Here is a 19,654-nt window from a genome sequence, read left to right on the forward strand (position 1 = left end):
CTTATTTTTTAATGCACATTGCATCTTCAACGTGCATTAAGCACTCACCAAATCTTTGGAAGTGAACAACTTCTCTTTCTCTTAAAAATGCTAGTATTTCTTTAATTTGAGGCTCATCAGTTAAGTGTATTAAATTCTCATAAGTTACTCTAGCTTTTTGTTCAGCTGCTAAATCTTCATGTAAATCAGCTATAGGCTCGCCCTTTGCTTGTATATAAGTTGCTGCCCATGGATTTCCAGTTGCATCTGTATAAAATAATGCCTTTCTATGATCAGCATAATGCCCAGCAAGTCCTGCTTTTTTTATTTCTTCTATAGTTGCGTTTTCCATAAGTTGATATACCATTGTAGCAATTATTTCTACATGGGCCATTTCTTCTGTACCAATATCAGTCAATAATCCTTTTGATTTTCCAGTTGGCATAGTATAACGTTGATCTAAATATCTCAAGGCAGCACTTAATTCTCCGTCAGGACCACCATATTGAGTTATTAGCAATTTTGCCATATTAAGATCTTTGCATTTGTTAAGATTTACTGGATATTCTAAATTTTTTACATAGTACCACATAAACGCTTATTCCTCCTCCCTGCTACAATTTTCCCAAGGCCATGGTGTGTTTACCCAAGCTTTTGGATTTTCCACATATGCAGATCCAAAGTTTGTTAATGGGCCAAAGTTTTTTTCATATGCGCTAATTAGTTCGGTTAGCTTACAAGATACCTTGTTGTAATCTTCTTTAGCGTTTTTATCTTCAGGAAAATTGTCGAGGAATAGGTTTAGTTCTACAGCACAAAACTGATAAACTCTTATACTATTTAACATCTCTCGTTGGTTCATAATATTATATCACCTCTCGTATTTGATTTTCTTGTATTCAAATTCATATTCATGATCATGGTCATGTTCGTGTTCATGTTCATGTTCATGATGATCATGTTCACAATCATAGCCTTTATGATCATGCTGTTTTTTATATGGTCTGTAAAGGTCTTTAAATATTGTTCCTTTTACAAAACCTTCTTTGCAAGAATACAAATTTTCATATTTTTGAGGTAATATATATGCGCGCGCATATTCATATTTTTTTGAATACTCTTTGGAATATTCCTTTGAATATTCTTTTGATTTACACATACAGTCATCATCGTCGCGTCTGTACATAAAGGTTAACACTCCTTCATTTGTTGTTTGTTTATATAAGTATCTTATGCGCATTATGAAATAATGTGATAAATTATAAAATATATTTTAAATTTTTGATACTTATTGTCTTAAAATGCTTATGAAGAAGCATGGTATAAAAATAAAGGCAATAGTTAGAAAAAATCTAATCACTGCCCTGTTCTTATTTCAGCTAAACATGACCATCTTTAACTGAAACAAAATAATTGCCATTTAAACCGTATTTTTCGAGTATTTCAGGAATTGTTTTATCGTATTTCATTTCATCTATTTTTTCATTTATTGCTTTTGCTAAAGTAATATCATTTTTCCTAACAGCAGCAGCAATTTTACCGGGGGATTCAGGAGTATAATCTGTTGGAGGTAATACTTTCAGATATAAATTATTTTGAGAGATCATATATGAAGCAAAAATAGAGTCAGTCATTGCAGCATCTATTTTTTTAGTGCTTACTGCTGATAATAGATCATTTTGATTTTTAAATGAAACTACATCTTTGACAATGCCTTCTGTTTTCCATTTTTTAGCTAATTCTAAAAAGGCTGTTCCTATTTGCGCACCTATTACAGCATTTTTAAAATCTTCCTTAAAGACAATTTTTGATACTTTAGGAGTGATTATTGCTTCTGATTCTTTATAGAATATGTTTGTAAACAATGCTTCTTTTTTTCGTTCATCTGTAACATACATTCCACTGGCTACTATATCTATGCTATCATCATTATTTAATTGGTTTAATAAATCATCAAATGGAATTTGCTTCATTTCTACCTTTTTTATCCCAAGCCTTTTGGCAGCTTCTCTTATAATTTCTGCATCAATTCCAGTAAATTCTTTAGTTTTCGGATCTATGTAGGCAAAAGGAGCATCATTTGAAGATGCAACAACCAGTACCCCTTTTTCTTTTATTATTTCTAATCTATCTTTTGACATTTTATTATTGGGTACATTAGCGCTACAAAATATTAACTGAATAAGATTTATTACTAAGATAACTCCAATAACTAACTTCTTATGAATTTTCATATGCTAAATTTCTCCTTTATATTATTATCTTAACTTAATATAAAATTATTCATTAAAGAAATCCAATATATATGTTGCAATTCACAATTAAGACTAAAATTCTTGCAATATTTTTAGAATTATGATGTGGAATTATTTTTGCAATACATAATAAATTAAAAGATTTTTTGTAATTAAGATAATGTTAAGAAAAGGAAGGTATAATAAAAGGTGGTAAAAATATCGATAAATATTTATGGTATATATGGAAATTGAGTTTATATATTTTTGTTTTAATTGAGAATTTAATTTGATGCAGTACAAAATGTGAATTTTTTATTCTCTAGGAAATTATATTAATGGACAATCTGCGGATAATTTATAAGAAAGGATGATTCAGAAGGTTGACTTTTAAAAGAGAATAAAAAAAAGAAAATATAGCTGTTATATAATAATATTAGTAGCTAAGTTATAATTATAGACTTAACTAAATAATTATTTATCTTATAATGTATTATTTTGTTGAAAAAGAGGAATTCAGAGCTGATTATCGAATAATAAATAATAGTAGATTTGGCTTATGGTCAAACAATAAATATATGGGGTGAAAGTCACGAATGGAGTGTCTATTAGAAATAAGCAATAATTTTTCATCTTGGGATGATTTTACATCTACTATAAATGAAAATCCAACAGCGAGACAAATTACATTGGAGTCATGGAAAAGATGTGAGAAGTTAGGAATGAATCCTAACGAAGTAAAATTTGAGTTTTTATCAAGCGGGGATGTTGAAAAAAAGAAAAAGGAAAACTCTAAATTGACAGAAGTATCAAGTTTGTACATGGATTCACTATCTATGAGTTTAGTAAATATTCCGCATATAATTGCTTTATCAGATAATGATGGATGGATCATTGATTTTAGAGAAAAGACTGAAGAACAGGGTGGAATAATAGAAGGTTTTTCTCTTGGGGTAAATTGGTCAGAAGAAAATGTTGGAAATAATGGAATAGGCACTGCATTGGCACTGGGGCAGCCAATTTTGGTGTATGGGGAAGAACATTATGGTATGCCTGATTGTAAGTGTGGTTGTATAGGTGTGCCAATTATAAATAATGAAAATGTGATAGGGGCAATTGGGATAAGTGTTCCAGTTGAACATATGAATCCGATAAAATTACATTCTCTTATAGCGTGCATAAATTCAATTGAGACAGCTATGAAATATATTAGCGATAAATTTAGTAATACATCAACTGGAATCAATTTAGCTGCAACAAGTGAATTAATTGCAACAGCTGTTCACGATCTTAAAAATCCACTATCTGTAGTTAGAGGCTTAGGTCAGCTTGGTATAGCAACTTCAGATAAAGCTAGAATGGATAATTATTTCAATAGAATAATTAAGCAAGTTGACGAAATGAATGATATGGTAGTTGAACTTTTAAGTATATTTAAACCAGAAGAGCTCACACCACAGAAGGTAACTACTCTAATAAAAGATGTTTTAAACTCTTTTCAGCCTATTTGCACTCATAAAAATATAAAGTTATCATTGATAGACAATGTAGATGAATATGCAAACATATCAAAAAAGCTTTTGAAGAGGGCAATCGAGAATCTTATAAATAATGCAATTCAAGCAATGGATAATGGTGGGTCAATTGAAGTTATAACTGAAAAGTATAAAAATTCTATACTTATTATAATTAAAGATACTGCTGGTGGCATTCCTGAGGAAATAAATAAGACTTTATTTGAACCTTTTTCTTTTAAGAGAAGTGGAGGAACGGGGCTTGGCTTGTTTATGGTATATCATACAATTACTAATATTCATAATGGTAAGATATGGTTTGATACAGAACTTGGTAATGGAACAACATTTTTTATGAAGTTACCAATAATAAAAAATGTTGAAAATGTCTCAGTTAGGCAGTTCGAGTTGACTTAATTAAATTAAGTTTTCATATGCTGCTATATTGGCTTATTTAAAATTATAATTTTGTAAAAGATATTTGAATAAATTTATAAATAAAGTTTAACAATTTACGAAACTAACTATATTTTGATGTATCATTAAAATGATAATAAAACGATATTTTGTGTATCACTAAAATAAGAATAAAGTGAAAGGATTAGATTTATGTCAAAAGTATTAAAATTAATAAAGTACTTTTTAGGATTTATTGGACTTACGGGTTTAATTTATATATTTATTTATTATTCTGTAATAAGTAAATTAACTACATAATTTGAAAGTATATATGTTGCAATTCACAATTACGGCTAAAATTCTTGCAAGATTTTTAGAATTATGATGAAGAATTATTTTTGCAACATATATATAATAATAATAATAATAATATTTTTTGAATTTCATTAAGCTAATGTTAAGGTAGTACAAGTATAATAAAACTTGTAAAAAAGTTTTTTTCATTTTCATTTCTTAATAATATAAAAAAGATGCTGTCATTAATTTGGCTGCATTTTTTTGTGAATTTTACTTGATAGTAAAATTTGTTTGAAATTTATAGATAAACAACTTTAAAACTAGATTTATGTTATAACTTACCGAAATCATAAATATTTTGTTCCGAAAAGCTATGAAAATATCGCTGAAGATTCTAAGCAGCAGATTTCACCACTTTAGCATGCTCCCACTTTCAGCGTGACAAGCTAAAGTGGAACAACCTACAACTAAGAATCTTAGCAGCTCATTTTCAAATGTTTTCTACACAAATATATTTATGATTTCTAGTGAAGATATGAACTTAAAGTTTTAGCGATTTTGTAAATATGTTCATCTAATAAGTCGAATTCCTAAATGGGTTATCTATAATAATATAAGGCTATGTTTAATATAATGTTGAAATATAGCCTTAAAAATTATAAAAAGTTTAGTAGCTAAATTTAGTAGAAAACTATTATAACTTTTCCACATAAATCATTCTCTCTACTGGAGTTGAAGCAAGCTTACGGCCAGTAGGTTTAACATATTTCTGAGCTATTTCCTCGTAACTTATATCCTCAATTACTTGCCAACCATACTCTTTAAGAAAATTTGGCCATGTTTCTGGCTCCATGCCAAAAAGCCAGATATTATTTGTTACATAATCTTTATACATCTTATCCCATCCATACATATTGCGGCCTTCTATAAAATCTTTAAGAACATAAGTGAAAGCAAGACGGCTACCTGGTGCAGCTTTAGCAAGAAAGTCAAAAGTTGCTCTAATTCCATCTTCAGTTAAATATTGCGTAACACCTTCCCATATAAAAAATGTCTTCTTATATATTGAGTATCCATAAGAATACAATATGGTACTTATATCTTCATGGTCGAAGTCTATTGATACAAGTTTTACATTTGACGGAATGCTTGCGAATATCTTACCAAGCTGGGTTTTCTTAGTTTCAATGTTTGTAGGCTGGTCTAGTTCCCAAACAGGAACGTGTGACAGTTCTTGTAATCTAAATGATCGAGTATCAAATCCAGCGCCTAAATTCACTACCGCTTCGATATCATTAACTGAATCTATTAATTTTTCATCTATATATTTCTTTCTGCACATCATGCAACTCCAGAGACCTGGAAATGTTTTTTCGGTTATTTTAACCATCCAATCCCTGACTGAGTTAAGACGCATCACCTTTAAAAAGACTCCGCCAGAAGGTATTAATCGATGTGCCAAGTTATCCACGATAATGCGTTCTTCTTGTGGAAAATATTGTTCTATAGCTACAATTGATATTGGACCTGAACCTGTTTTACCTGCTGCTTTTGCCATAATATTCACCTCCATATACTTAATAAAGCACTATGATTTTATAATAATAAAATATAAAGTTTTAATATTTATTTAGTGATCTATAGTGAAATTGCTTAAAAAGATTTAAAAGTTATTATTAATTAATACTAGGATGCTAATTTTTCTTTCATTTTATGTAATTATGACGTAATAGTAGATTACTATTATTTATTAGACTATAGTTTTTTAATAGCACTTATTATAAAAATATCACACATGACATGCATATATTGGCTCTCTATTTCTAAGTCTTTTATTCCGCTATATGAGTGTTCTAGATTGCTTTGAAATATAAAATTTTTAGCTTGTCAAACTGAAAGGTAGAGCATCCTAAAGAGGATACAACCTTCAACTTAGAACTATCCTGCGAAAATTTCATTAGTCCGCTGGAACAAATTTGTATCTAATTTCAGCTGATATCCACATAAGTTCAACTCTCATTGCTGAACCCCATATAAATAAAACAATTATAAGCTGGATTTATACTATGAAATATATACTAACTAGAAATCTTAGAATCATCCATCATAACTTCCTTAGAAACTGGAACAACAGCATAATTCTTATTTCGGTGAGCTATATACATAAGTTCAGGTTTTAGTTGGATTATTTCTATAATTATTTTTCAAAAAGGTATTTACAAATAAAGTTAATAGAGTTAATATTAATACATAGAATCAAATTGATATTATCTAAATGATAAATAGCAAGTAAAATAATTTTTCTAATATATAGAGGTGGGTAAGTTGGATAAAGAACTAGCAGATAAAAATGAAAGAGAATTTTTAAGTGAATATGATGTAAATATTTATGATAGGCCAAGTGTTACAAATGATATTATTATATTTACAACTGGTGATAGGATAGAAAAGAATTCAAGAAAAGTACCAAAGAAAGGAATGCAGGTTCTCTTAATTAAAAGAGATGATTATCCTCATAAAGGAAAATGGGCAATTCCAGGAGGCTTTGTTAAAAATGATGAAAGTCTAGAAGATGGAGCACTAAGAAAGCTGAAAGAAGAAACAGGAATAGATAATGTATATACTGAGCAGTTATATACTTTTGGAGAAGTTAATAGAGATCCAAGGACAAGAGTAATCAGCATCGGAAATATAGCATTAATATCGAAAGAAGATATTAGATTTGGTGATTATAAAGATAGGAAAGAATCAAAGTGGTTTTGGGTAGAAAAGAATTTAATTGATTCTAAAAAAGATGATACGCATACCATAAATAAATATATTCTAAAATTTGAAAGTGAAGATGAAGAAATAAAATTTAATTATGAAATAATAGAAAAAATAGAAAGAACTATTTTTAGGAAAAAGGAAAATAGTTATAAGACGTTAAATGAAAGTAATGATGAATTAGCTTTTGATCATTATAAAATAATAGATTATGCAGTAGACAGAATTAGAAATAAAATAGAATATACGCCAATTGCATTAAATCTTTTGCCTAGATTATTTACAGTTAAAGAACTTCAAAATGTATATGAAGCAATAATGGGAAGAGAAATCTTGAATTTTAGAAGAAAAATGGAAGATATGATTATAGAAACTGATGAAAAAATAGAGGGGAAACCTTTTAGACCTGCTAAAGTATTTAAATTTAATGAAAACTGGGAACATAATTTCTAAACTAAATTTAAGTTATTAATAAAATTTAAGGATAGAGAATTGAGATTTAATATGAGAGGGGATAATTAAATGATTTTTTTAAATGACAAAGAAATAAATATTAAAAAATTTCCTAATGGAGAAAGTTTAATAAATAGTCAGGAGTTGAATATTAAAGAATGGGTAAATACCATTAAGCTCAAATTTGAAAGTGATAATGATATAACTCATTTGATATTTTTAAAGGAGCATTTGGATGAATCAAATATTAAATGCAATCTTATAATTCCCTATATGCCTTATAGCAGAATGGACAGAACCGAAGGAGTGACTGTATTTACCCTAAAGCATTTATGCAGACTTATCAATTATTTGAATTTTGAAGAAGTAACAATTTATGAACCACATTCAGATGTATGTGTCGCATTGCTAGACAGGGTTAAAGTTATAAACATGTCTGCAATATTAGCAAAAAATTTATTAGAAAAAGTAGATGATAAAAAAGATTCAGTTTATTTAGTTTATCCAGATGCAGGTGCAGCTAAGAGATATGGGAAACAAATTAAATATGAAAAAATATTAACTGCAAACAAAGAAAGGGATTTTAAAACTGGATTTATAAATAAGCTTGAAATAAACGGAACTGTAGAAAGTAAAAATTTTAAAGCTATTATTGTAGATGATCTATGTTCTAAGGGTGGAACCTTTATTTTAACAGCTAAAAAGCTTAAAGGAATGGGAGCTTCCGAGATTTATTTGGTGGTAACACATTGTGAGGATACAATTTTTGATGGAGAAATTTTAAAGACTGATTTAATTACTAAGGTATTTACTACTAACAGCATTTTATCTAAAGAGCACGAGAAGCTTGAGATATCCTCTATTGTATAACTAAATGAATAATATATATGTTGCAAAAATAATTCTTCATCATAATTATAAAAATACTGCAAGAATTTTAACCGTAATTGTGAAATGTGCATTGTGAATTGCAACATGTATATTTAAGATAGAAAGTTAAATATTTAAAAATGAACCAAGTTAAATTGTTAAGAATAAATAAATTTAAGAATTTAAGAATTTAAGAATTTAAGAATAAAGGAATATAGGAATTTAAGAATTTAAATTTTTAACAATGAAAGAACTTAAGAAGTTAAAATTGAAAATATTTTTAAAGAAAAAAGTATAAAAAGTTAACATTTGTAGTGTTCTCAATGCTTTGAGCGAGTACATCATACAGATAATCAGAGTATTTTCAAAATTAAATTATAGAGATTGGGGAGACGATTATGAATAAATTATTAGTGGTTATAGATTATCAAAAAGATTTTGTTGATGGAGCTTTAGGATTTAAGAAAGCGGAAACCTTAGAACAAGGCATTTATGATAAAGTAAAAAAATATTTGGAAAATGGTGATAAAGTTTTATTCACTTATGATACTCACTTTGAAAATTATTTAGAAACAAGAGAAGGAAAGAATTTACCTGTACCTCATTGTTATATAGATACTGAAGGTCACGAGCTTTATGGAAAGTTAAAAGAATTTGTAGGAGTAGAAAATACTCTTCATTATAATAAAAACTCCTTTGGAATAGCACCAGCGGATATGTTAAAGATATCAAAGGATATTGGCGAGGATATAGATGAAATAGAGTTAGTTGGAGTCGTAACAAACATGTGTGTAATTAGTAATGTAGTTACATTTCAATCTCAATATATAAATGCAAATTTAAGTGTAGATGGAACTTTATGTGCAAGTTTTGATGATAGTCTTCATGATAAAGCACTAGATGTAATTGAAGCACTAAGTGTTAAAGTTAAAAGATAGGAGAGATATAAATGATAGATCCATTATTATTAACTGATTTTTATAAAACAATACATCATATGTGCTATGGACCTGGACTTACAAAGCTTGTAAGCTATTGGACTCCAAGAATGTCTAGAAAAGAAAACATGAACAAAGTGGTTATGTTTGGGCTTCAATCTTTTATAAAAAAATACTTAATAGAATATTTTAATGAAAATTTTTTCGCCATTCCTAAGGATGAAATTATTAGTGAATATAAGAGAGTGATATCTAGAACAATGGGAAGCATCGCAGCAGATACAGCTCATATAGAAAAATTGCATGATTTAGGTTATTTGCCTATACAAATAAAAGCAGTCCAAGAAGGAACAAGAGTAAATATAAAAACACCTATGATTGAAATCACTAATACTCACGATGAATTTGCTTGGCTTGTAAATTATTTGGAAACATTCATGAGTTGTAATATATGGCAGCCTATGACAAGTGCAACAATAGCATATAGATATAGAGAAATTGTTGAAAAGTATTTTGATTTAACTGTTGAAAATGGTGATGTAAAAAAAGCTTGCGGTGATTTTAGCATGAGAGGGTTTAGCTCAATTGAAAGTGCACAGGTTAGCAGTGCAGGGCATTTACTTTCATTTACTGGAACTGCAACAATATCATCAATACTCTATCTAGAAAAATATTATAACTGTAATATTGAAAATGAAATAGTTGGACTTGGAACCCCATCAACTGAGCATAGTGTAATGTGCACTTATGGAACGGATGAGCTTAAGGCTTACAAGAGATTAATTAATGAAGTATTTCCAAGTGGTGTTATAAGTATCGTTTCAGATACTTACGATTATTGGAACCTTATTACTAATATCCTTCCAATATTAAAAGAGGATATATTAAATAGAGACGGAAAGGTAGTAATCAGAGGAGATAGTGGAGATCCAGTGAAAATAATCTGTGGTGATAGTGAAGCACCAAATGATAGTCCAGCATATAAAGGAACTGTTGAACTTTTGTGGGATATATTTGGTGGAGAAATTAACTCAAAAGGATATAAAGTTTTAAATTCTCATATTGGAACAATTTATGGTGATAGTATCACAGTTGAAAGGTGCGAAGAAATCTGTAAGTGCCTTGAGCAAAAAGGATTTGCAGTAAGCAATTGTACTTTTGGAATTGGCTCTTACACTTATCAATATAATACTCGTGATACCTTTGGATTTGCTTTAAAAGCAACGCATGCAGTAATAAATGGTGAAGAAAAATTCATATTTAAAGATCCTAAAACTGATACAGGAAACTTCAAAAAATCTCAAAAAGGAATGTGCTATGTATACAAGAATGGAGAAGATATTCTTTATAAGGAAGAGCTTACTATAAAAGAGCAGGAAGAATATAAGGATAATTTATTAGAAGTAGTATATAAAGATGGAAAGCTTATTAAAGATTATTCATTAAAAGAAATTAGAGATAAGTTACATGGAGAGTTTTAGTTAAAGATAAAGCATCTTGTTTTTATTGCTATTAGGAAAAATAATGGAGGTGAGTTAACATATGAATAAGAATTTAAGAATAGAAGCAGCTCAAAATACATTGAAATATCTAAAAAATGGTTATTATATAGTAGATGATAAAAGGCTAGATATTTTAGATGTTCATAAAAAGTCTGTTGAAGAAAGTATTTTAATTTCGCCAGAAGAAGGGGATGCTTTAGTAGAAAAGCATAAAGGCTCGAAAGCAAATAAGAAAGTAAATATTAAAGTTAAAAATATATCTACAGTAAAAGCTGTGTTAGGCTTAGTAAGTGAAAATTTAAAAGACATAGGAGTATTAAATTTTGCAAGTGCTAAAAATCCAGGAGGCGGTTTCTTAAATGGAGCTTTAGCTCAAGAAGAAAGTATTGCTATAGGATCAGGACTATATGATACTCAGCTAAATAATGAGAAATATTATTTAGAAAATAGAAATTGTAAGACTATGATGTATACGGATTGCATGATTTATTCACCAGAAGTGGTATTTATAAGAGATGATGAATTAAATCTATTAGAACAATGGGTAACAGCAAATATTATTACAGCACCGGCAGTAAATTATGGACAAGTTTTGTTAAAGGGAGAAAATGAAACACTAGCTAAAAAGGTAATGAAAATAAGGATGAGAAAAGTTTTAGCTCTTTTCGTAAATGCAGGAAATAAAAATTTGATATTGGGTGCATATGGGTGTGGTGTATTTAGAAATGACCCTAAATTAATAGCAGAATACTGGCGAGAACTTCTAATTAACGAAAATTTTATTAGTTACTTTGATAATATAATATTTGCTGTTTTAGATAACTCCAAAAACCAAAACTGCATAAAAGCCTTTGAAGGATTAGAAAGGTAAGATATTTATTGTATTTTTAAGAAGGGAATGAGAATTTTGTACACTATTGAAGAAATTCTTAAAATGAAATACCCCTATGAATTATTTACGGGTAATAAAGAAACAGCAAAAAAGGAACACGTTGATCTTCTTAAAATATTTCATCCAGATTTGCATAAAGATTCAGAGAAATACAAAGAGGTTACAAGTAAAATAAATGAATTGTATTCTGAAGCTGTTAAATTATTAGAGAATGGAAACTGGATGGAAGAGGGATTAATTAAAATAACAAGCTCTGATGGCGAAAAATATTCGATGAAATATAATGTAGAATATTCATTTGAATTAGGAAAATATTTTATTGGAAATAGATCAATTTTATATTTAATTGATATAAAGCATGAGGATTTTTTAGAAAATGCATTGGATAGAATCAAGAATTTAAAGTACGAGAATAACAACATGAAATCTGAATTTGAAAAGTATTTTCCGAAAGTGTTAAAAAATTTTGAAACTATAGATAAGAAGATAGGATTGCTTATAGAAAAGCCAGAATATGCCTATTCTCTTAAAGATATATTAAGTTATTATAGCAGCAAAGTTCCATCAAGGCATGTAACTTGGATTCTAAGCAGTTTATATAATGTAACTTGTTTTCTATATTATAATAATCTATCACACAATGGAATAAATATTGATAATTATTATATTTCACCTTCAAATCATAGTGGATTTTTGTTAGGTGGATGGTGGTATACAGTTCCTATAGATGGGAAGATGCTTGGAGTATCTAACGAAATTTATAGCATAATGTCCCCAGAAATGAAGTCATCTAAAATAGGCACATTTCTATTAGACTTAGAATCCATAAGATTAATTGGAAGAACCTTGCTTGGTGATAAGAATGGAATAAGTTTTATTGAAGATTCTGATATACCTAAGCTGCTTATTGATTGGGTCAGAGGAGTCTCAGCAAACAATCCAATGGAAGAGTATAAGCTTTGGGAAAGTGTAATTAAACAAAGTTATGGAGAAAGAAAATTCGTAAATATGGATATTGATATAAATAAATTATACGCTAGAAAAATTAGTAAATAGTATATGAATATTTAGGAGGTATTAAAATGGGAACAGGAAGATGGGATTCAAAAGCTTGGGATAGTTATGCAAGTGCAACTATAAAAGGAAAGAAAACAGTAGATGATGTTTTTGCAGCGAGGAGACTTGATCCTAGTTTAAATCCGTATAAAGTAAGTTTTAGGGAAAGTTGTGACAGTAGTGACAATCCAAGTTCAACACCAATTATTATTGGACTTGATGTAACTGGTTCAATGGGCATAATTGCAGATAGTATTGCAAGAGAAGGCTTAGAAAAATTAGCTACTGAAATATATAATAGAAAGCCTGTTTCAGACCCACATATCATGTTTATGGGAATTGGCGATGTTAAATATGATTCATCCCCTTTACAGGTAACTCAATTTGAAGCTGATATAAGAATTGCAAAAGAGTTAACTAAAATTTATGTGGAGCATGGAGGGGGAGGAAATAACTCTGAAAGTTATACTTTACCTTGGTGGTTTGCTGGAATGCATACAAAATGTGATAATTTTATAAAAAGAGGAAAAAAGGGATATCTATTTACTATAGGAGATGAAGAGTGTCCTAAGACTGTTCTTAAAAAAGAAATTGAAAAGGTCTTTGGAGATACAATACAAACTGATAGTATGTCAGCACAAGATTTATTAAGGCTTGTATCTAAGCAATATGAAGTATTTCATATTATTATTGAAGAAGGAAGTCATATGCGTTATCAGCCAGATGAAGTAATAAAGTCATGGAATGATATTTTAGGCCAAAGAGTTTTGAGATTGTCAGATTATACAAAATTGCCTGAACTTATAGTATCAACGTTACAAGTATTAACTGGAGAAGACAAGGATAATGTTTCTGACAGTTGGGATGGAAGCACAAGCCTAATAATAAGAAATGCTATTAAAGAATTGGTTCCAAATGTAAAAGCTGATGATGGACTTGTAAAGTTTTAATGTTATTGGAGCTGTCCCACAAAGAATAAAAACTACAATATACTGTATTAAATTTAAAAATTCTAATACAGTATAATTGTGGTCAATTTTCTTAATGGAACAGCTCCATGTTTAACATCATGAGAGGAGAGTTTGGCATGAAATCTATAAAAGTGATAATAGGTTCTAATTTGGGTGATGAAGGAAAAGGACTAATGACAGATTACATGTGTTCTATAAATGAAAATCCAGTTGTGATTCGATTCAATTCATCTGCTCAAGCAGGTCATACTGTAGTTACTCCAGATAGTAAAAGACATGTATTTGGACATTTTGGAGCAGGAAGCTTACAAGGTATTCCAACTTTTTTAAGCAGTTATTTTTCAGTCAATCCTTTGTTATTTCTAAAAGAATATGATGAACTTAATAAAATAGGAAATATTCCATATACAATGATAGATCCAAATTGCCCTGTAGTTATACCACAAGACATGTTATTAAATCAGATATTAGAAAGACATAGAGGAAATAATAAACATGGGAGTTGTGGCCTTGGGTATAATGAGTCAATTATAAGAAATGGAATAGATAGATATAAAATAACCTGTGGCGATATTTTCAGTGGAGTTTATAAAGATAAGCTGGAGCTTATAAAAAAAGAATATATAGATAAGAGGATTGAACAGTTAAACTTAAAGTCTTCCAATGATAATTTAATAAATATACTATTTGATGCAAATCTAATAGAACATTTTATTTATGATGTTGATAACAATTTTAAATCAAAGGTAGAACTATATAATATAGAAAGAGTTTTAGAAAATTATCAAACTCCTATATTCGAAGGAGCACAAGGATTAATGCTGTCAGAGGACTATAAATATTTTCCTTATGTGACCCATTCTAAGACAGGTGTAAGCAATGTGATAGATTTGTTAGAAAAAGCAAAGCTCAGTGAACTTGACATAGAAGTAATCTATGTAACAAGGAGCTATTTAACAAGACATGGGGCAGGACCATTGCCAAATGAAATGAAAGAGAATCCATACAAAAATATTACAGACCTAACTAACATTCAAAATGAATTTCAAGGTGTTTTGAGATTTGCACCATTAGATATAGATTTATTATCAGAGAATATAGAAAATGATTATAACAAGATTCACTTTAAGAACAAAAATAAAAAAATCAATATAAGTAAATCTATTACAATAACATGCCTAGACCAGATAGATAATAATAAGGCTGAGTATTATAAAGATAATAATTTTCTGTTAAAGAATACTGATGAATTTATAGAGGACATTCTTAGCAAGATCAATCCTGATAATTGTTATTTAAGTTATGGAGTATCTAGAGATACTATTGTAAAATATTGAAATAAGATTTGAATATCATAATTTATTTAAAATAAATAGTGAAGTTGTTATAGATAAACAATATATTTATGATTTCGGTAAGTTACCACATGAATATAGTTTTAAAGTTGGATATCTATATATTATAGGAGTTATATGTTAAATGTTAATTGGAAACCAAATAAAATGTTATCTATCCCATTATATCAGCAAATAGTTAATTATATTAAGACGATGATATCAACGGGGGAATGGGACGTAGGTAGTAAACTGCCAACACAAAGAGAGCTTGCAAAAATATTTGAAGTAAATAGAAGTACTGTTGTGGAGGCTTTAGATGAATTAAAAGCAGAAGGTCTAATTGAAGGTAAAAGTGGTGTAGGAACTGTCATAGTTAATAATACATGGTCTCTAATTACATCTATTTCACCATTAAAATGGCAAAATTATATTCAAAGTGGCATACAAAAGCCCAATTTGCCTACAATTCAAAAAATAAATCAATTAGAATTTAAAGATGGAATGATACGGTTAGGAACTGGAGAGCTTTCTCGTGATTTATATCCTCATGATATGATGAAAGTGATTTTAAACAAAGTTTCAGAAAACGTAAAAGATTTAGGTTATGAGGAACCAAAAGCATCATTGCATTTAAGAGAAACAATAAGTAAGTATCTGAAAAAGCATAATATAAATGTTTCCCCGTCAAAAATATTAATTGTATCCGGATCCTTGCAAGCACTGCAGTTAATTTCTATGGGAATTTTGAAGAGTGGATCTACAATACTTGTTGAAAAGCCTTCATATTTGAGTTCACTTAATTTATTTCAATCATATGGAATGAATTTAAATAGTGTTTCAATGGATAACTTTGGCATCAAGCCAAATGAAATTATAAAAAATAAGAAAAATGATAATTCAACTTTATTATATACTATACCGACTTTCCAAAATCCTACTGGAATTGTAATGACAGAAGAGAGAAGAAATGAAATTTTAGAAATATGTTCAAAAGAAAGAATTCCTATTATTGAAGATGACGCATATAGAGAACTATGGTTAGATAAAGAGCCACCGCTACCGTTAAAATCAAAAGATAAAAATGGAAATGTGATGTATTTAGGCACGGCTTCAAAATCTATAGCGGCAGGCCTTAGAGTTGGTTGGCTAGTTGGACCAGAAAATGTAATTGAACATTTAAGTGATCTTAAGATGCAGATGGATTATGGAACAAGTTCTTTGTCTCAGGAAGTCTTAGCCGAATTGATTGATAGTGGCTTATATGATGAATATTTATTACAACTAAGAAATCAGCTAAAAATTAGAAGAGATGCAATATTAGATATTTTAAAGAGATATTTTGATGGTATAGCAACATGGAGTAAACCACATGGTGGATTTTATATTTGGCTAAAATTAAAGAAATCATTATCATTAAATAAACTATTTGAATTATCTTATGAGAAAGGAATATTGATTAATCCGGGAAATATTTATGATTTTTCTAATAGTCAAAATTTAAGAATTTCATATTCATATGCATCATTGGAAGAGTTAGAAAAGGGATTAAGGATATTATCAGAATTAGTAAAAAAGAGCTATTTTAATGATATAACCAAAAGCAGCTATTGATTTTTTTCAATAGCTGCTTTTGGTTGGGTAATAAACTAATATCTTGGTTGGGGACTTTTTATATTTCATTAGTTACAATAAGAAAAGAACTAATAAAGGAGGTAAATTATGATTAAATACTTATTACAAGGACTTCTATTTGGACTTGCTTATGTAGCACCAATAGGAACACAAAACTTATATGTAATAAACACTGCTATGCAAAAAAGTAAGGTTGAAACATATAAAGTTGCACTTATAACTATCTTATTTGATATTTCACTAGCGATTGCATGTTTTTTCGGAATAGGGGTGCTTATTCAAAAATACTATCTATTAAAATTGGCAATACTTCTATTTGGATTTGTTGTTATAATTTACATAGGAGCTGGATTAATACGAACATCTTCGCAAATATTAGAAGATAAAAAGCTGGGTGATAATTCATTTATTAAAATTATTATTTCTTGCTTTGCTGTTACGTGGCTTAATCCTCAGGCAATAATTGACGGATCTTTATTATTAGGTGGATTCAATGCTTCACTTCCAGCAGAGATGTCAAAGTACTTTATAGTGGGGGTCTGCATGGCATCAGCCATATGGTTTAGTGGACTTGCAGGATTCGTAGGCAAGTTTAGCAGTAAATTTAATAAAATAATTAAATGGATCAACATAATTTGTGGACTAATACTTATATTCTATGGTTTAAAATTAGGGTACTCATTTATTGAATCAATATATTTATAGCTTTTTGTGGCTATAGATAAACCAACTATAATCTATACTTATGCGCATACCTCACCGAAATGAATAATATACTTTTGTTCCAGTTTTTGGGTAATTCTGATGGGTGATTCTAAGGCTATAAAGTTGCATCCAAAGTGCTATCCTCAAAGAACAAGCGCTCACAGAGAAAGTTCGAAGAACGAAATATGAAATTTCGATTCTCACTTTTTGAACTATCACATTTGGAACAACTTATAGCCAAAGAATCACATCCATCAAAATTACCAATGAAACATTCCACAAAAGTATATCACTCATTTCTGGTTAGAAGATATTTCATAGTGTAAAGCTAACTTATAGTTGGGTTATCCATAGGGTTCCTCATTGAAAATTTGAAATATATCAAGTAGAGAAATTGGATACATGTTTGTAACCTCAAGGGTCATAATATGAAATTTTCATAGTCATATGGAACAAATATGTATTCAATTTCGGCTGATATCCACATAAGTTCGATTCTCATTGTGGAATCCTATATACAAAAATGTATTTGTTGGATACAATAAAAGTGAAATTACTTACATAATAAGGAGATTCATAATATGAAATATTATTTTGCACCATTAGAAGGTGTCACTGGGTATGTATATAGAAATGCATATGAAACTTTTTTTGGACAAATTGATAAGTACTTTATGCCGTTTATATCACCAACTAAAAATAAAAGTTTTACGTCTAGAGAATTAAATGATGTATTACCTGAGCATAATAAAGGAATCAATGTTATTCCTCAGATACTTACTAACAATTCCGAGTATTTCACTGATACTGTAAATGAATTGACTAAATTTGGATATGATGAAGTTAATTTAAATTTAGGTTGTCCATCTGGAACTGTTGTTGCAAAGTATAAGGGATCAGGATTTCTTGCACAAAGAAAGCAGCTTGATGAATTTTTAGAAGATATATTTTCAAATGCATCAGCCAAGATTTCCATAAAGACAAGAATTGGAAAGGATACGCCAGATGAATTTTATGAGTTAATTGAAATCTTTAATAAGTATCCTTTAGAGGAACTTATAATTCATCCAAGAATTCAGACAGACTTTTATAAAAATAGGCCTAATATGGAAGTGTTTAAGGATGCATTAGCATTAAGTAAAAATCCTGTTTGTTATAATGGTGATATTTTTAATGTAGAAGATTATAAAAAATTATCGGAAGCTTATCCGAAGCTTGAAACAGTAATGCTCGGTAGAGGACTTATTGCAAATCCGGGATTGATTGAAGAGATTAAGACCAATCGTCTTGTGGATAAAGAATCAATGAAGGCATTTCATGATAAAGTCTGCAGGGGATATGAAGAAGTTCTTTCAGGTGATAAAAATGTCTTATTTAAAATGAAAGAATTATGGTTTTATATGATACATATGTTTTCTAATAGCGATAAATATGCTAAAAAGATAAGAAAGACTAGTAGTTTACAGGAATATAAAGGAATCATATCAAGCATGTTTCAGGAACTTGATATAAAGAAAACAGATATACATGGATTTTAATGGTTCAATTATCATATAGATTAAGACAGTTTTTAATGGGATAAATTTTGTATAAATAAAATTTATACTTAACTACTGTTTGTTATAGAAAATAAATTTAAAATAGTTATAATTAGAATATTGCTATCAAGATAAATTAAGGGGAATAATATATATTGGAAAAATAATTCTTCATTATAATTCTAAAAATATTGCAATAATTTTAGAATTAATTATGAATTGTGAAATGTGCATTATGAATTGCAAAATATATATTTATAAAATTTGGAATATAATCACTGATATTTTTATAATTTATTGTATCAGGGGGTGATTATATGGGTGTTAAAGAAATAATTGAGAAATACAGGGGTAAAAATGCAGATATGCAAAACATTATCGCAAACCTTGTTCTTGCAGTGGCAGATTTAAATGCCAAAAATAAAATCTTAGTGGATATACTAAAGAAGAATGAAATAGAGATTCATATAACTAATAAGAAATATCAAAAATATTTAAGTGATTCGCTGGAGAGTATATTATCGAAGATTTACAAAGACTAGCCAAAGAAGATTTTATAAATGGAGGATAT

The 19,654-nt window shown here is 28.9% G+C and carries 18 protein-coding genes; 13 read left to right on the top strand and 5 right to left on the bottom strand.

The features are described 5' to 3' along the window. Nucleotide 1: 1 nt before the first annotated feature. The 4 genes from T483_RS0126940 to T483_RS0126955 all read right to left on the bottom strand — a co-directional run bounded on the left by T483_RS0126940 (nt 2) and on the right by T483_RS0126955 (nt 2,213). Nucleotides 2–571 (bottom strand): manganese catalase family protein, encoded by a 570-nt coding sequence (locus tag T483_RS0126940; RefSeq protein WP_026889621.1) that lies wholly within the window; start codon nt 569–571, stop codon nt 2–4. 6 nt (nt 572–577) lie between these two features. Continuing rightward, nucleotides 578–841, bottom strand: coding sequence for a spore coat protein CotJB (locus T483_RS0126945; protein WP_026889622.1), 264 nt, complete (start codon nt 839–841; stop codon nt 578–580). Nucleotides 842–850: 9 nt separating this feature from the next. Then, nucleotides 851–1,165, bottom strand: coding sequence for a spore coat associated protein CotJA (locus T483_RS0126950; RefSeq protein ID WP_026889623.1), 315 nt, complete (start codon nt 1,163–1,165; stop codon nt 851–853). A gap of 193 nt (nt 1,166–1,358) precedes the next feature. Beyond that, nucleotides 1,359–2,213 carry an ABC transporter substrate-binding protein gene (locus T483_RS0126955; protein WP_026889624.1) on the bottom strand — a complete coding sequence of 285 codons (855 nt, stop codon included), beginning with the start codon at nt 2,211–2,213 and terminating at the stop codon, nt 1,359–1,361. A 596-nt stretch (nt 2,214–2,809) separates the two neighbouring features. On the opposite strand from T483_RS0126955, the gene T483_RS0126960 reads away from it, so the two are divergent. After that, on the top strand, nt 2,810–4,144 hold the full coding sequence (locus T483_RS0126960) for an ATP-binding protein (protein WP_026889625.1): 1,335 nt from the start codon (nt 2,810–2,812) through the stop codon (nt 4,142–4,144). Between the two features lie 973 nt (nt 4,145–5,117). On the opposite strand, the gene T483_RS0126970 is transcribed toward T483_RS0126960, so the two are convergent. Beyond that, nucleotides 5,118–5,981, bottom strand: coding sequence for an SAM-dependent methyltransferase (locus T483_RS0126970; RefSeq protein ID WP_026889626.1), 864 nt, complete (start codon nt 5,979–5,981; stop codon nt 5,118–5,120). A 767-nt stretch (nt 5,982–6,748) separates the two neighbouring features. Here T483_RS0126970 and T483_RS0126975 point away from each other — a divergent pair. The 12 genes from T483_RS0126975 to T483_RS0127030 all read left to right on the top strand — a co-directional run bounded on the left by T483_RS0126975 (nt 6,749) and on the right by T483_RS0127030 (nt 19,625). Beyond that, entirely contained in the window at nt 6,749–7,642 is an 894-nt protein-coding gene (locus T483_RS0126975) for an NUDIX hydrolase (protein ID WP_026889627.1), read from the top strand. Between the two features lie 69 nt (nt 7,643–7,711). Further along, nucleotides 7,712–8,512, top strand: a complete 801-nt coding sequence (locus tag T483_RS0126980) for a ribose-phosphate pyrophosphokinase (RefSeq protein WP_026889628.1) — start codon at nt 7,712–7,714, stop codon at nt 8,510–8,512. Between the two features lie 398 nt (nt 8,513–8,910). Then, complete coding sequence (locus tag T483_RS0126985; RefSeq protein ID WP_026889629.1) at nt 8,911–9,450, top strand: cysteine hydrolase family protein; 540 nt, start codon at nt 8,911–8,913, stop codon at nt 9,448–9,450. Nucleotides 9,451–9,461: 11 nt separating this feature from the next. After that, nucleotides 9,462–10,931, top strand: a complete 1,470-nt coding sequence (locus tag T483_RS0126990; RefSeq protein WP_026889630.1) for a nicotinate phosphoribosyltransferase — start codon at nt 9,462–9,464, stop codon at nt 10,929–10,931. Between the two features lie 61 nt (nt 10,932–10,992). Further along, complete coding sequence (locus T483_RS0126995; protein WP_026889631.1) at nt 10,993–11,823, top strand: TIGR02452 family protein; 831 nt, start codon at nt 10,993–10,995, stop codon at nt 11,821–11,823. A 63-nt stretch (nt 11,824–11,886) separates the two neighbouring features. Beyond that, nucleotides 11,887–12,900 carry a hypothetical protein gene (locus tag T483_RS0127000; RefSeq protein ID WP_242841937.1) on the top strand — a complete coding sequence of 338 codons (1,014 nt, stop codon included), beginning with the start codon at nt 11,887–11,889 and terminating at the stop codon, nt 12,898–12,900. A 26-nt stretch (nt 12,901–12,926) separates the two neighbouring features. Then, entirely contained in the window at nt 12,927–13,850 is a 924-nt protein-coding gene (locus T483_RS0127005; protein WP_026889633.1) for a hypothetical protein, read from the top strand. 137 nt (nt 13,851–13,987) lie between these two features. Continuing rightward, on the top strand, nt 13,988–15,208 hold the full coding sequence (locus tag T483_RS0127010; protein WP_026889634.1) for an adenylosuccinate synthetase: 1,221 nt from the start codon (nt 13,988–13,990) through the stop codon (nt 15,206–15,208). Nucleotides 15,209–15,343: 135 nt separating this feature from the next. Further along, nucleotides 15,344–16,819 carry a PLP-dependent aminotransferase family protein gene (locus T483_RS0127015; protein ID WP_026889635.1) on the top strand — a complete coding sequence of 492 codons (1,476 nt, stop codon included), beginning with the start codon at nt 15,344–15,346 and terminating at the stop codon, nt 16,817–16,819. A 108-nt stretch (nt 16,820–16,927) separates the two neighbouring features. Next, nucleotides 16,928–17,545 (top strand): LysE/ArgO family amino acid transporter, encoded by a 618-nt coding sequence (locus T483_RS0127020; RefSeq protein ID WP_026889636.1) that lies wholly within the window; start codon nt 16,928–16,930, stop codon nt 17,543–17,545. A gap of 581 nt (nt 17,546–18,126) precedes the next feature. Continuing rightward, nucleotides 18,127–19,083, top strand: coding sequence for a tRNA dihydrouridine synthase (locus T483_RS0127025; protein WP_026889637.1), 957 nt, complete (start codon nt 18,127–18,129; stop codon nt 19,081–19,083). 317 nt (nt 19,084–19,400) lie between these two features. Beyond that, nucleotides 19,401–19,625 (top strand): hypothetical protein, encoded by a 225-nt coding sequence (locus T483_RS0127030; protein ID WP_026889638.1) that lies wholly within the window; start codon nt 19,401–19,403, stop codon nt 19,623–19,625. Nucleotides 19,626–19,654 lie beyond the last annotated feature (29 nt).

Source organism: Clostridium beijerinckii HUN142, from assembly GCF_000621745.1.
In the GTDB taxonomy this organism is placed as follows: domain Bacteria; phylum Bacillota; class Clostridia; order Clostridiales; family Clostridiaceae; genus Clostridium; species Clostridium beijerinckii_A.